The organism is Vibrio sp. Y29_XK_CS5 (genome assembly GCF_024181835.1).
In the GTDB taxonomy this organism is placed as follows: Bacteria; Pseudomonadota; Gammaproteobacteria; order Enterobacterales; family Vibrionaceae; genus Vibrio; species Vibrio harveyi.
In genome coordinates this window covers 100,471-115,170 of record NZ_JAMZAM010000005.1, presented here as the reverse complement: position 1 = coordinate 115,170, position 14,700 = coordinate 100,471, and the positions used below count along the sequence as shown (strand labels likewise).

The window sequence follows — 14,700 nt, the reverse complement described above, 5'->3', positions numbered from 1 at the left end:
TATCAGGAATGACACTACATGCTAGACAATTATCGAAACCAAAGTGTCGGTTTTCAGCTAAAGCTGGTAATCACGCTGTGTCTACTCATCGCATTTTCAAGCATTGCTGCGCTTGTTTATCAAAACGCTTCTAACGTACTTTTAGAAAACACCCTCAAAGAACACCAATCTAAAGTTGAATCGATGGCAAAAACCATTGCCGGTCAATTCAACGCTTATTTACACACGGCAGAAGTTCTGGAATCAACTTTCCGTAATGGGTATCTAGCTGGTGTATATGTAGAGAATTACACTGTCGACTTTCAAGGTCACCAGGTTCCAAACATTACCCAATACAGCGAAAGCCTGATTGGTGATACAAAATTGGTGGATACCTTTACGCGTGATACTGGCGCTATCGCAACGCTATTTGCCCCACTAGGAAATGATTTCATTCGTGTTGCAACATCATTAAAAGATCCTCAAGGTAAGCGAGCTCTGGGAACGACACTTGGTCAAAATCACCCGGGCTATCAGAAACTTATGAGTGGTCAGCCTTACTACGCACAAATCAAACTTTATGGTGAGCGCTACATCACCTACTACGCCCCTTTAAAAGATGCAAATGGTAAGGTCCAAGGAATTTCTTTTATCGGTCTCCCTGTTGAGCGCGCGACACAAGATCTCTTCAACTCATTAAAGACTGTAAAATGGGGAGATACGGGTTACACCATTATCTTGGATAATGAGAAAAGTAACCAAGGTCACTACCTTCTTCATCCAACACGAACAGAAAGTGAGCCACCGATTCAAGAAGTTGCTGACTACAACGGTAACAAGCCTTTCCACCAATTATTCGAACAAGACAGTGGGCTGATTCGATACCCATTTGAATATCAAGGAACGGTAGGTGAGAAATACCTTGTTTACACTCAAGTGCCTGGTTGGAATTGGAAGCTGTTGGGTGGCACATTTATCCACGAAGTGACCAAAGGCAGCCAAACGTTGCTTAAACTGATCGCGACTATCTCTGTCATTGTTGCTGCGGCGACATTTTTGGTGCTGACATTGGTTCTAAACCGCATGCTAAACCCACTCACTGTACTGAACGGTTATATGAACCGCTTAGCGAAAGGTGAAGTAAGTATTGATATTCCTGCATCAGGAAAAGCGTCTAAAAATGAAATCATTAACCTGAACAACGGCGTCGCTAACATGGCGGGGCAATTGAACGAGTTAGTTGGTCAAATTCGAACAACAAGCGACCAAGTTGAGAGCAACTCAACAAGTGTTGTGGATGATGCGAACCGCAACTTGATGCAATCCGATCTTCAGCAAGAACAGGTTGAACAAGTTGTGACTGCGATTGAGGAGATGGCATCATCCGCTCAATCCGTTGCACAACAGGTTGAACAAATTGCAGAAAACGTCCGCTCTGCAAACACAGATAGCCAATCTGGTTTGGGCGTAGTTGAAGGGGTTTGCATTGATGTGGCACAGCTCAACGATCAGCTAGACCAATCTGCGGCAGCGATTGAGCAAGTAAACCGTGATAGTGAAAGCATCCAAACTGTCACGAAAATGATTGATGAAATTGCTGAGCAAACTAACCTACTCGCTCTTAATGCTGCAATTGAAGCGGCGCGAGCTGGTGAGCAGGGTCGTGGCTTTGCGGTCGTAGCAGATGAAGTTCGTACACTGGCTCATCGCACTCAAACCTCGGTGAAAGACGTTGTGGAAATCATTGAGAAACTTAAAGGCTCAACAAGCAATGCCGTAAGCATGATGACGGAAAGTCAGCAAAACGCGAATAAGGTACTTGATAAGGCACAAGAAGCAGGCACTGCGCTTGAAGCCATTGCGGGTCAAGTTCAATCCATCGCCTCTCAAGCAGACGCAATTGCGGCAACGTCTGAAGAACAAGCACAAGTTTCTCAAGAAATCGCGGCAAATGCTCACTCTATCAGTGAGTTGAATCGTGAAAGCCGTGACACAAGTGCAAAAACATCACACAGTGCGACCGAGCTGCAACAGCAAGCACAAAACTTGAAACACCAAGTGGACTTCTTCCACTAAGCCATCAAGTAAAACCATCAAAGAGCCGATATTTTCGGCTCTTTTTTGTTTCGCTTACCCACCCCCTTTTTGATAGAATCTGCCGCCCTACTTCTTGTCCAGAGATCGTCATGAACTATCAATGTCCTCTATGTCATCAACCTCTTGAGCTCACCGCAAAGACGTTTAAATGTGAAAACAATCATCAATTCGACCTAGCGAAAGAAGGCTACGTAAACTTGATGCCAGCACACCACAAACGCTCAAAAGATCCAGGTGACAACAAAGAGATGATGCAGGCGCGTCGTCGCTTTCTTGAGGGAAATCATTACGACCCAATGCGCCAAGAAGTCGCTCGTCTTTGTGCAACCTATACTCAAGGTACAAGTCATCAGTTATTGGATATTGGCTGTGGTGAAGGTTACTACACAGACCAAGTTCAGCGCTCATTACATGCACAAGATGAAAACGCCAATGTCTATGGGTTAGATATCTCAAAAGTCGCTATTCGTTATGCGTCTAAACGCTACCCACATTGCGATTTCAGTGTTGCATCAAGCCATCGGCTACCATATGCAGATCAGTCTCTGGATGCTATTTTGCGAATCTATGCACCATGCAAAGCAGAAGAATTGCAGCGTGTTATCAAAGACAATGGTGTGGTGATCACTGTGACGCCAGCGGGTCGCCACTTGTATCAGTTCCGCGAGCGCATTTATCAAGAAGTTCGCCTGCACAATGAAGAGCCAGAGCACATCGAAGGTTTCGAATTAGAGCACCAACAGAAGCTGAACTACACCATGGACTTAAAAGATGGCGTCGCATTCGATTTGCTGCAAATGACACCATTCGCATGGAAAGCCAGCGATGAACTTCGTGACGAGCTAAAGTCATCTACACTTTTCCAATGTGAGGCTGACTTTATGTTGCGTGTTTACCGTAAGAAAACGACTCAAGCAGGTACCGAAGAATAAATGTAACGCTAATTATTCTCATTACCATTGATTCATTTATCAGCCTCCATTAATATCGTCCGGACATTTTTGGAGGCTTTTTAATGCGCTTTTCTACACTAAGTCTGATTTTTGCAGGCTTGCTAACTGGCTGTGCTTCAAATGCACCCACCACTCCTGACGCGATAACTGGTGACGTAACCAGTTTCTATGACTACCAGCTACATGACCCTGCTGGTAAAGCCATCTCAATCAACCAATTACCCTCTGAATTACAACAAGCAGACGTTATTTTAATTGGTGAATGGCACACTCACGCAGGTATCCATCGTTTTCAAACAGATATGCTCAAACAGCTGTCAAAGACAGACCGTCCTATAGCACTTTCAATGGAACAAGTTACTCGCGACAAACAAGCTATCTTAGACGCTTACCTTGATGGAGAGATTGGCGAGCAGTACTTCATGAAGCAGAGCAACGCATGGCCGAACTACGAAAGCGATTACCGTCCTTTGGTGGAATTTGCTAAGCAAGCCGATATTCCTGTGATCGCAGCAAACGCGCCGAAGAACATCGTTCGCTGTATCGGTCGTCAGGGTGCTGATTACATAAATAAGCTCGACAGTGACGAGCGCAGCTTCATCGCTGATGAAGTAAATACGGCAAACAGCCCATACAAAGAAAAGTTCATGGCATCTATGCACCATGGCAAGCCAGAGCAAACAGAGAAACAATACGCCGCTCAGGTTACTTGGGATGAAACGATGGCGGACTCGATCGTCAAATACCTTGCAAAACACCCTGACACTCAAGTCGTGCATATAGCCGGTAAGTTCCACACAGAAGATGGTTTGGGGACTGCTGCTTCCATTTTACGCCGTAACCCAGACCTAAAAGTCGTTGTTATTACCCCAACAGCAGAGGTTACTTCGGAAAGTTCGGATTACCAACTAGAAGTACTTTCTCCACCAGTTCGTTATGTACAAGATGCCAACCGAATGGCAGCGTACAAGCACCTAGCAACACGCAACAGTGACCTTCAATGTAAGTAATCAGAAGCATCTTACAACCGATATAGAGAAATAGGTCTGCTTTTTGCAAGCAACTTGGTTTGTATACCTAAGAAGCGGCAAAAACAGACCTATTTTTTTCTGATTGATTCAAGATATACCTATTGCCGTCGATATAAAGATAACTGCTTTTTACCTGCACTCAATCAGAGAGTGTCGTTGTTCGAAGGGGTAACAGATGAATCCAGTAGGAAGCAATTCAGTCAATACATACGCTGCTCAACAAAATAAAGTTGAACAAGCGAAAGCCAGCGAAAAAATCACCGATGGCGCACCATTAAAGATTGAGCAAAATAAAGTATCACTCTCTAGTGAAGGGAAAGCACTACTCGCTGCGCTTCAGCAAATCGATCATGAAAGCAAGAAGGCGGAACTCGAAAACCAAACCGTTGGCGACAAAGTCGAATCTTTTGCTCATGGAGCACTGGGTATGGACCATCCTCACACTATCGAAGAAGAGGAAGATGGCTCTTACTCTGCAGGTCAATATCTTTCAGCAGCCCTCACGGTTGGTGGTATCATCTTAGCTCTTGTTTAGGTGTTAACCGTTTAGTATCAGGTTAAACAAGAGTTTCTTTCGTTACGATAAGTAACCTCATTTGAACGCTTTTTTTGTCCAAGTCCATAATGGAAAACTATTCATTAACGGACGATGAACTGTGAAAAACGCATTTTCGCTTATAGACAAACCCACTTTTTTTGGCGCAATCGCGCTGCTCCTTTCGATTGTTTTCCCTTTAATTTTGTTTCCGGCTGAAGGTGCACAATGGATTGCCGTTGCTAAAACCTTTATGACTGACAAGCTCGGTTTCTTATACCTTGCACTAGGACTTGCCGCTTTTATTTTCATGATTTATGTCGTTTTTAGCGACATGGGCCAAATCAAGTTAGGCGATCCTGATGAAAAGCCAGAATTCACCACGGCATCGTGGGCCGCAATGCTGTTCTGTGGCGGCATCGGGGCAAGTATACTCTATTGGGGCTGTATCGAGTGGGCATACTATTACCAGTCTCCTCCGTTTCAACTAGAGCCTGGTAGCGAAGAAGCTGTACGTTGGGCTGCAACTTACGGTCTGTTCCACTGGGGACCAATTGCCTGGTCTATCTACCTTATTCCTGCATTACCAATTGCGTACTTCTTCTACGTAAGAAAACAACCCGTACTGAAAGTCTCCAGTGCATTGATGCCAGTACTTGGCGAAGAACGCAGCAAAGGTACTGCAGGCAAGATTGTTGACGTACTGTTTATCTTCGGTCTACTTGGCGGCGCAGCAACCAGTTTAGGCTTAGCTGCACCTTTGATCGGAGAAGGTCTGCATTACCTCTTCGGCATGCCTAAAAATACTTACAGTCAAGTGCTTGTATTGCTGATCTGTACTGCGATCTTTGCTTACTCCTCTTACGCAGGCATGGAAAAAGGCATCAAAGTACTAAGCAACATTAACTTCTGGGGAGCGATGGGACTACTAGCCTTTGTGTTGGCAGTAGGACCAACCATCTTCATGCTAGAGACTGGCTTAGATTCGATTGGTCGTATGTTATCTAACTTCTTTGTTATGGCGACATGGGCAGAGCCATTTGGTGGATACGGCACTTTTGACAACACACATTTCCCACAAGATTGGACCATCTTCTACTGGGCGTGGTGGCTAGTCTTCGCTCCAAGTATGGGACTGTTTGTCGCTCGCATTTCTCGCGGTCGTACCATCAAGCAGATGGTTTCCGGTTCCATCTTCTTTGGTTCACTGGGCTGCTTCCTATTTTTCATGATCTTAGGTAACTACGGCTTGTCTTTGCAGTTATCCGGAGAACTCGATGTCGTCGGCATTTTGAATGCCGAAGGCGCTACAGCAGCGATATTCTCGATGCTTGATGCATTACCGATGAGCTATTTTGTTATCGCTGTATTTACCTTGTTGTGCATCATTTTTACAGCGACGACTTTTGATTCGATTTCATACATTCTGGCCTCTGTTGTACAAAACAACGTAACTGAGGAGCCAATGCGTTGGAACCGAATGTTCTGGGCATTTACGTTGTCTTTCCTGCCTACTGTTCTGATGTTTATGGGGGGACTAAGCACCTTACAAACAGCGGCGATTGTTGGAGGCTTACCTCTACTTGGCATCTCAATTATGCTCATGGTGTCGGCTGTTCGAGCGACAACATTGGATATTCGACATCAGGAAGATTACATCGAACCAACCATTAATATTGAAGAGCTACCAGAGTTTGATCCTTGGTCAACAGAAGGGATGGCAATGGCTAGGTTTGAACGCGCACGAGACGCCGCTCAAGAAGCCGCGGAGCAAGAGCGTGACGCACTGGCACAATTGATGACACTGCGTAAACGCATCCGTGCTTTCGCTCTTGAACATAGCGACGACAATGATTTTGCCGATCATCACTTACCGCAGGATATGCAAGAGGAGTTGCAAGCCCTATTGGATAATGTGATGAAGGCAAAAGAGAGAAAACTCGAGTTATCGGAAACTGCCCAGCAATCCAGAGCCGAGTTTAATCAAATCGTGGCCCAAAGTACCTCTTACGCAGTGTAGCTTTAGCCCATGACTTTCAACTCCTAAACATAACTCAAAGCTCACTTCGGTGAGCTTTTTTTGTGTCTGACGTAGTATGCGCCTGTGTATCTCATATGAATCTTTTGTGACGGTAGTATTTTTGTCATAAATCCTTGTTGTAATTCGAGCGCTTTTATAAATAAGGAATATACAATGAAGCACTTAGCGACCCCAATCGTCACAGCAGTGGCGGCATCTACGCTCTCTTTCAGCGCTCTGTCGGCAGAGATCAAAAACGTTATCTTAATGATTGGCGATGGTATGGGACCTCAACAAGTCGGTTTGCTTGAGACCTACGCGAATCATGCACCTAATTCAATCTACAAAGGCGAAACCACCGCACTTTATAAACTGGCACAGGAAGGTGTTATTGGTTCATCGTTAACCAACCCTGAAGATGCCATTGTGGTGGATTCTGCTTGTTCTGCAACCATGCTTGCCACTGGCATTCCAACCGCTTCTGAAGTAATTGGTATCGACAGTCAAGGCAACCACGTTGAAACGATCTTAGAAAAAGCTAAGGCAAAAGGTAAAGCGACAGGTCTTGTTTCCGACACTCGAATGACGCACGCGACCCCAGCCGCTTTCGCCTCGCACCAACCTCACCGCTCACTAGAAAACAGTATCGCCGTCGACATGCTAGAGACGGGTGTTGATGTCATGCTTTCTGGCGGTCTTCGTCATTGGATCCCAAAATCTACCAACGACAAAGGCGACACATATAAGCAACTTGAAAAGCTCACCCAAGGCGATGTTTACCTAAAATCAAAGCGTAAAGATGAGCGCAACTTGCTGACAGAAGCGCAACAGCAAGGCTACAGCTTAGCGTTTAATCGCGACATGTTAGAAAACGCTAAAGGAGAAAAAGTTCTTGGTCTATTTGCTTACTCAGGAATGAACGATGGCATTGCTTACAGCCATAGCAAAAATGACCCGAAACGCACCCAACCATCCCTTAAAGAGATGACAGAAAAAGCACTGGATGTGCTATCAAAAGACAAAGATGGCTTCTTTTTAATGGTAGAAGGCGGTCAAATTGACTGGGCAGGTCACAGCAACGATGCAGGTACCATGCTTCATGAGTTGATCAAATTTGATGAAGCCGTCAATTCCGTTTATGAATGGGCGAAAGGTCGTGAAGATACGCTAGTAATCGTCACTGCCGACCATGAAACAGGCTCTTTTGGCTTCAGCTACTCCTCAGCAAACCTTCCTAAACCAGAAAAGCGCAGTGGCGAAGCTTTTGCTAAGCGTGATTACGCACCAAACTTCAACTTTGGTCAGTTTGACATTCTCGATGGACTCTACAATCAAAAACAAAGCTACTACGGTATGATCAGCGAGTTCCAAAAACTCGATAAAGCGCAGCAAACGCCAGAAAAGTTAGCAGAAATCGTGAATGCAAGTAGCGACTTTACCATTACTCCGGAGCAAGCTGAGCGCGTATTGGCAAGTAAGCCAAACCCTTACCGACTGGCAAGCCACAAGTACCTGAGTGAAGAGAATGTTCCAGCAATCAATGATTTTGATGCTTTTTTCCCATACAACGATCGCGGAAACTTGTTGGCTCGAGAACAAGCGACCAAACAAAATACAGTGTGGGGAACGGGTACACACACGCATACGCCGGTCAATGTATTCGCTTGGGGACCTGCGGGGACCATCCTGCCAGTATCAAAGATCATGCATCACTCACAACTGGGCGAATACCTCATTCAACAAATTAAATAACTTCCGTTCTGCACTTACTTTCATCTTCTGATGAAACTTCAACGCCCTCGTTTGAGGGCGTTTTTTTACATTGAAACGGTTGACGCTTCGCGCTTCGCGCTCCACTATTTGCCAAATATTTATAAAAATGACCAATGCTATGTGTGAAATATTTGCCAAACAGCCCCAGGAAAATTATCAGTTTGTGACCCGTTCGATTCGAATTGATGGTCATGCAACCAGTGTGAAGCTCGAATCAAGTTTCTGGCTGACACTAGAAGAAATTGCCTCAGCACAAGACATGACGGTACCAAAATTCATCAGCACTGTTTACCAAGAAGCGCTGGAACACAACGGTGAAGTCAACAACTTTGCTTCCCTACTTCGTTGCGCTTGCCTCACCTACGCCCGCCAACCTCAGGCAACGATTGAAAGAGCTTTGAGCGAGCAACACTGATCCCTGCATTTTATTGTCGTACCTGAGTACTACCCATTGCGCGTCGAAACTGACTAGTCTAGGCGCACGATTAAGGAGTACTCATGACAAAAATAATTCATACCATGATCCGCGTAAGCGATCTGGAGCGTTCTCTTAAGTTCTACCGCAACGCACTTGAGCTAGAAATCAAAGACCAATACGTATTCGACGGCTTTTCTCTTACTTACCTAGCGAACTCAGAAACAGGGTTCGAACTTGAACTGACTCACAATCATGACCAAAGCGAACCGTACACTCACGGCTCGGGTTATGGTCACCTTGCGGTGAGTGTTGAAGACATTGAAGCCGCACACCGCCGCTTAACATCACTTGATATTGAGGCAAGTGATATCAAGGTGTTTGACCACCAGCAAAAACACTTAGCAACCTTCTTCTTCGTCACCGATCCTGACGGTTACAAAATCGAATTCTTACAACGACAAGGTCGTTACCTTTAATAACAACAAAGAAGTAAACATAACTATGATTCATTTAACTGCTGCATTTCACGCAAAACCAGAACACACATCGACACTTAAGCAGGCACTAGAAGCTATGTTAGTGCCAACTCGTAATGAAGAAGGATGCGTGCGTTACCAACTTTTCCAAGACAAAAATGACGCTTGCCAATTTTTGTTCCAAGAGCAATTTGCTGACCAAGCGGCTTTTGACCAACACTGTAATACTGAACATTTCCAAGCTCTGCTTAGTACTATCGATGGTTTACTAGCTAGTGAACCAAAAATCACCTTCTTTGAAGAGCTATAAGCGTTAAAGCACAAAAATAAAAAAGGCACTCAAGTGAGTGCCTTTAGTTTCTGTTGAGAGAGTTACGCGTCTTTCTTGTCGACCATATGTAAATGAACATCTTGTTGCGGGAAAGGAATCGAAATACCTTCGCGGTCAAAACGCAATTTCACTTCTTTTGTCACATCCCAGTACACATCCCAATAATCGTCGGTTTTCACCCAAGGGCGAACAATAAAATCAACCGATGATGTATTTAGCGTATGAACCTTGATGTTTGGCTCTGGTGAGCGAAGCACTGAAGGGTGAGACGTGACTATATCATTCAGAACTTCTTCTGCTTTTAGCAGATCATCGGCATAGCCAATACCAAAGACCATATCAACTCGACGAATACGCTCGTGCGTCACGTTCTTAATCACATCGCCCCAAATCTTGCTGTTTGGCACAATGATAATTTGGTTATCGAATGTACGAATCGTAGTATTCACCAAACTCATGTGGCTTACCTTACCGTCAACACCACCCGCGTATACGAAATCGCCAACATCAAATGGGCGATAGATCAGCAGCATCATGCCTGCCGCAAAATTCGATAATGTATCTTGTAATGCAAAACCAATGATCACACCGGCGATACCGAAACCAGTTAGGATTGGAGCAAGGTTTAAACCGATTTGAGACAAACCGACCATGATACCGATGATCCATACCGCCTTGCCCGACATCGAAATAAAGAAATCTTGCATCAAATGCGACAATTTCAAATTCTTAGAGGCTACCGTTTTACTCACGACTTTTCGGGTTAACTTCGCCAATGAACGAGCAATCAATAAGATCAGGGCAAAGACAAAAAGCTGGAAAACATGCTGTGGCGCATTCTCCGCGAACCAATCTACCGCAGAGTTCGACCAATGACTCAGGATAGACAGAATGACTTTTGAGTTCAGAAGATCATGGGTGATGCTACCTGTCACTTCAAATATCTGACGTTTATACTCAGACGTCTCCAGCCCTACTTTGTCACCAATCGAAATTAATTTGCGAAGGCTATCGGTAGCAATATTAAGGCGTTGTTTAAGGATCAGTTGGCTCAGTTGTAAAGACGCTTTTTCAGATTCTGGGCTGGAAGAGACTTGTGAACCGATGATTTCGCTTTGCTGGTTGAGGTACTCGATAGACGCAGATAGCAGACGCATACGCTTATCTACGCCCTCTTTAAACTCAGCATCAGCATCTTCGTCTTGAACGTCTAACTTCTTCAACCAGTTTAAATTTTGCCAACTCGATTCATAACTCACATCCAAATACTGTTGCAGCTCACGATAGCTATTGATTAAAGAAAGCTTATCTTCGTCTTTTGACTTATTGATTTCCTCATTCAGCGCTTTGATTTTGTCATCGAGATAAACCACGGCACCTTCCGAGTACTTCTCTTGAGTTTGTACGAGCTCAATCAACTTCTCATGAGGAATGGACTTATTACTGATCGCAGTAGCGAGACGACTTCTCAGTTCTTCGTTTTTCTGGAAAAGCTGTAGTTGAAGTGCATCGCGCTCGTCTCCACTAGCTAACTTTAAACTTTCAGATAAGTCGAGAATGTCTCGGTTAATATTATCAATAGCCTTCTCTGCTGCAGAAACTTTTGGCATATCTACTGTGGTCTCAACGCTTTCCGTTGCTTGTACAATGAAAGGGCTCATTGTCAGAGTCAGCAGAGCCATTAAAACCAACCATGGGGTCAAACGCACTTTAAAGGGGGATAGTAACGTCATTTTTACCTCGTAAGAGACAATCCCAATCAACACGATCGAGAAATGGAATGTAAATCCTTGAAATTAGATGCTCTAAGTTTACAACACGAATTCGCAAACCGAGCAGCATTTAGTAAATTAAGCGTCAAAATTCATAATCAATGTCCATTATTTACTCTGTTTTATTCGCCATTAGCTCAAACCTATGACAAGTTCCATTGTGTTGATATTGATACAAACTGAAGATTAGGTGTGCATCACCGTCGCCACAAATACAGCACCTGAGTAAGAATGGACTATGATTGAACGGAGTGAACGCTAATTGTTTCATCAATAAGGAGAAATCATGGGTTTTCTATCTTGGATCATTCTGGGCTTGATAGCCGGAGCACTCGCTAAGTGGCTGATGCCAGGCAATGATGGCGGCGGTTGGATCGCGACTATGGTGTTGGGCATTGCTGGTGCCTTCGTAGGCGGATTCTTGGGAAGCTTTGTCGGGCTGGGCGGTGCTGATGGCGTAAATATCGGCAGCATCATCACCGCCACATTAGGCGCGTTTGTATTGTTGTTTGTCTACAACCGCTTCTTGAAAAACTAATGTAATGCATAGCAGATAGAGCCTATCAAAACATCACGATAGGCTCGTTATTACTCATTGACGCTTAAATGTAAACGTACCAATGTGCTGCCCAGATGAGCGATGAACACCATTTGAAAAATCAGTATCTGAAGCCGCAGACGTTAACAGAGTTATGTTTTCTTTAGGAGAGGTATCTGCATTCCCTGAAGTAAATGATACGCCGTCGTCGGTTCCTGCATCATAAGTTTTGAGTTCAACAACCAGTTCATCAACCCATTGACCATTTTGGAACAAGTTAAGACTATCGACGCCAACAAACCAGTCTGGGCTTGGCGCAACCATAGTAATCACACTAACTAAACTGAAATCTTCGTCTAAGCTAAAGGTCACTTCAACTTGAGTCTGGCCATTCGGCAAATCCCCACCTTCAATTAAAGACTGGCTGAATCCCAAATTCTGAATGTTACCGATTTCACTTTTTATGCTATTCGTTGAACCTGCCTCTGCTACAATTTCAACCCCAGAAGTCGCCAACTTACCAGTGCTAAAAAGGGAAGCTGAAGCGTTGTGCGTCATGCCAATCAAAGGAGAAAAATGTGCACTCCCGCTCGGGTAATTGGTAGGGAAGTTTGTCGCATTCCAGTCGCTCTTAAAAGTAAGCTTATAGGTAACACCATTGATAACAGTAGAACCGGAGCTATCCCCAGAACTATCTCCCCCACACCCCAGAAGCATAAGACTCAATACAGAGACAGTTAGAACATTATTCCTCGTAGGCTTCATCGCATCTCTCCCCAGACAAAAGTTAACAACGTGTTAACCAGAAAACTTATCTCAAGTAAAGCAGCTTTGTTCACAGATGCAAATGAAACGGACTTCTACAATATCTAATCAACAAAGTGAATTATCCTCCCCCAATAACAAACAAGCCTTTCACTCACATGAAAGGCTTGTTTTTATTCCGATATTATCGATTAGGGTGATTTAAGATATGGTCTTCCCAGTCCACCACGTCTATCTCGTACACCACTTTGTTTCTGACACTTTCGCCAGCAGCATGCATGGCTGACTTGGAACCCGTTATCAGTGGGTGCCATTCTGGTAGTGGTTGGTCCTCTGCGAGCAAACGGTAGGCACAAGTGTGCGGTAGCCAAGTAAAGTCATCAATATCTTCACGTGTGAGCTTGGTGCACTCTTCCCCTGAAGTGAAACGATTCGGGTAATCTTTGCACGAACACGTTTTGCTGTTCAGCCAACTGCAAGCAACATTGGTGTAATAAATTTCGTCCGTATCTTCATCCATTAGCTTGTGTAGACAGCACTTGCCACACCCATCACAGAGAGATTCCCATTCTTCTTCTGTCATGTTCTCTAACGATTTACTTTGCCAAAATGGAGTGCTCATACGCTTACTACTTATTACTGAGTGGGAATGAATTGGGTGCGTTTTATACCCCTCTGGGCATCAAAATTCAAGTTTTACGGTGTGAGTGAAGTGATAGGAATATTGAGTAAGATTTGTTCGCATTTAGCAATGCGATCATATTGCGATGAATTTACGCGCGCCTCTTCCAATCTGGCGAGAAATGTCCATAATGCCCCCTTCATTTTTACGAGGGCTTTAAGATGAATTGTCGATTAGGTTGTGGGGCATGCTGCATAGCACCATTCTTAAGCTCTTTATCCGAAGCAGCAAATACTATAAGTATCTTGGCAGCGACAACTTATTTTTAGTGCTCTGTAAGCCTCGATGACAGAAATAATCCAGTGATTTCAAGGACGTAGTTACTATCTCTGGAAACCAATAAAAGAAACGGTGGGATACCCTAATACATCTCAAATCTATAATATAATTTGTTAGCTAACTGTATGATAAGGACATAATAAACTAGGCGATATTTCAGTTGGGTAAGTAAATGGCCATATAGTATCGAGACATAAAATCATAGTCCTTATCCTCATTGACCATTAAGATAACAGCGAGTGATCTACCTGATTTTAGAGCGGTAAAACTTTAATTATCGTTAATTAACTTTAAATAAATGCCATTACATGTATTTAAGATAGGTTTTTATTTGAAATTTATTCAAACATAACTAGGATAGTAGTCTCCTCGTTAATAAACCTCTAATTCCTCTAGCTTTAGGCGGTTTTCGAGGAGTCCATTACGTATAAATGGATGATTAAGTTTAGCATGATTAAGCTACCCGAGAAAATTTCTCGGGTTTTTTTTACCTAAAACAAGGCATGTTTAAAATCTGCTACATTTTTTTATAACTGCTCTAAGTTTGTTGAAAAGTAAAGTATATAAGAATAATATTCAATGACGCCTTTGGTAGTAGAGTCTCCTGCTCTCATATCTCGTAAGGTCTGTTCATACCTTCTGTATTGCTACCAAAGGCGTTACAAGTCCTTGAATATAATTTTATAGCTGTTTAACCTAGGTCGATGACCTAGGTTTTTTTTGTCACAAATAATTTTCTGAAATTTTCATTTAAAAATAAATCATTCAAAAACGTTACTTTTAATAATAATTAACTTATACCTTCAAACTCAACAATCACATTTAATAGCCGATAAACATTAGCTATGATTATCGAAAACAATCGCTTTCCTTAAATTTTAATATCTGCCATACTAATTTAACTCAATAAATTATTATTTGCCCTCTCTTAAAGTTATTTATATATTTAGCCTTATCTCATTTAAGGTTCCACTGCCCATCTATAATGGATTCCATAAATGAGTAGAACTCGAACGCTCTCATCGAGTTTGCATAATAATTTCAAAGTAAG

At 43.4% G+C, this 14,700-nt stretch carries 13 protein-coding genes; 10 read left to right on the top strand and 3 right to left on the bottom strand.

What is annotated here, in order from left to right:
- The first annotated feature begins 18 nt into the window (after window positions 1-18).
- The 9 genes from NL647_RS19220 to NL647_RS19180 all read left to right on the top strand — a co-directional run bounded on the left by NL647_RS19220 (window position 19) and on the right by NL647_RS19180 (window position 9,592).
- A complete protein-coding gene (locus NL647_RS19220) occupies window positions 19-2,055 on the top strand; it encodes a methyl-accepting chemotaxis protein (protein ID WP_009698536.1) in 2,037 nt (678 codons plus the stop codon).
- Window positions 2,056-2,165: 110 nt separating this feature from the next.
- Window positions 2,166-3,008, top strand: a complete 843-nt coding sequence (gene rlmA / locus NL647_RS19215; protein ID WP_017817821.1) for a 23S rRNA (guanine(745)-N(1))-methyltransferase — start codon at window positions 2,166-2,168, stop codon at window positions 3,006-3,008.
- 83 nt (window positions 3,009-3,091) lie between these two features.
- A complete protein-coding gene (locus NL647_RS19210) occupies window positions 3,092-4,039 on the top strand; it encodes a ChaN family lipoprotein (protein ID WP_253650566.1) in 948 nt (315 codons plus the stop codon).
- Window positions 4,040-4,235: 196 nt separating this feature from the next.
- Window positions 4,236-4,595 (top strand): hypothetical protein, encoded by a 360-nt coding sequence (locus NL647_RS19205; protein ID WP_005452054.1) that lies wholly within the window; start codon window positions 4,236-4,238, stop codon window positions 4,593-4,595.
- Window positions 4,596-4,716: 121 nt separating this feature from the next.
- Entirely contained in the window at window positions 4,717-6,615 is a 1,899-nt protein-coding gene (locus NL647_RS19200) for a BCCT family transporter (protein WP_005452055.1), read from the top strand.
- Window positions 6,616-6,789: 174 nt separating this feature from the next.
- Window positions 6,790-8,367 carry an alkaline phosphatase gene (locus NL647_RS19195; protein ID WP_029790483.1) on the top strand — a complete coding sequence of 526 codons (1,578 nt, stop codon included), beginning with the start codon at window positions 6,790-6,792 and terminating at the stop codon, window positions 8,365-8,367.
- Between the two features lie 139 nt (window positions 8,368-8,506).
- On the top strand, window positions 8,507-8,803 hold the full coding sequence (locus NL647_RS19190) for a ribbon-helix-helix domain-containing protein (protein ID WP_029790484.1): 297 nt from the start codon (window positions 8,507-8,509) through the stop codon (window positions 8,801-8,803).
- Window positions 8,804-8,886: 83 nt separating this feature from the next.
- The gene (locus NL647_RS19185) at window positions 8,887-9,282 is read left to right on the top strand and encodes a VOC family protein (protein WP_253650565.1); all 396 of its coding nucleotides are present in this window, start codon (window positions 8,887-8,889) and stop codon (window positions 9,280-9,282) included.
- 25 nt (window positions 9,283-9,307) lie between these two features.
- Window positions 9,308-9,592 carry a putative quinol monooxygenase gene (locus tag NL647_RS19180; protein ID WP_005452063.1) on the top strand — a complete coding sequence of 95 codons (285 nt, stop codon included), beginning with the start codon at window positions 9,308-9,310 and terminating at the stop codon, window positions 9,590-9,592.
- A 62-nt stretch (window positions 9,593-9,654) separates the two neighbouring features.
- On the opposite strand, the gene NL647_RS19175 is transcribed toward NL647_RS19180, so the two are convergent.
- Window positions 9,655-11,346, bottom strand: a complete 1,692-nt coding sequence (locus tag NL647_RS19175) for a mechanosensitive ion channel family protein (RefSeq protein WP_005452065.1) — start codon at window positions 11,344-11,346, stop codon at window positions 9,655-9,657.
- Between the two features lie 325 nt (window positions 11,347-11,671).
- Here NL647_RS19175 and NL647_RS19170 point away from each other — a divergent pair, with 325 nt between their 5' ends.
- Window positions 11,672-11,923: a GlsB/YeaQ/YmgE family stress response membrane protein gene (locus NL647_RS19170; RefSeq protein ID WP_005452067.1), complete on the top strand. Its 252-nt coding sequence runs from the start codon at window positions 11,672-11,674 to the stop codon at window positions 11,921-11,923.
- Window positions 11,924-11,977: 54 nt separating this feature from the next.
- Here NL647_RS19170 and NL647_RS19165 read toward each other — a convergent pair whose 3' ends face one another.
- Window positions 11,978-12,688, bottom strand: coding sequence for a spondin domain-containing protein (locus NL647_RS19165; protein ID WP_050934718.1), 711 nt, complete (start codon window positions 12,686-12,688; stop codon window positions 11,978-11,980).
- 184 nt (window positions 12,689-12,872) lie between these two features.
- Window positions 12,873-13,310, bottom strand: coding sequence for a YcgN family cysteine cluster protein (locus NL647_RS19160; protein WP_005452070.1), 438 nt, complete (start codon window positions 13,308-13,310; stop codon window positions 12,873-12,875).
- Window positions 13,311-14,700 lie beyond the last annotated feature (1,390 nt).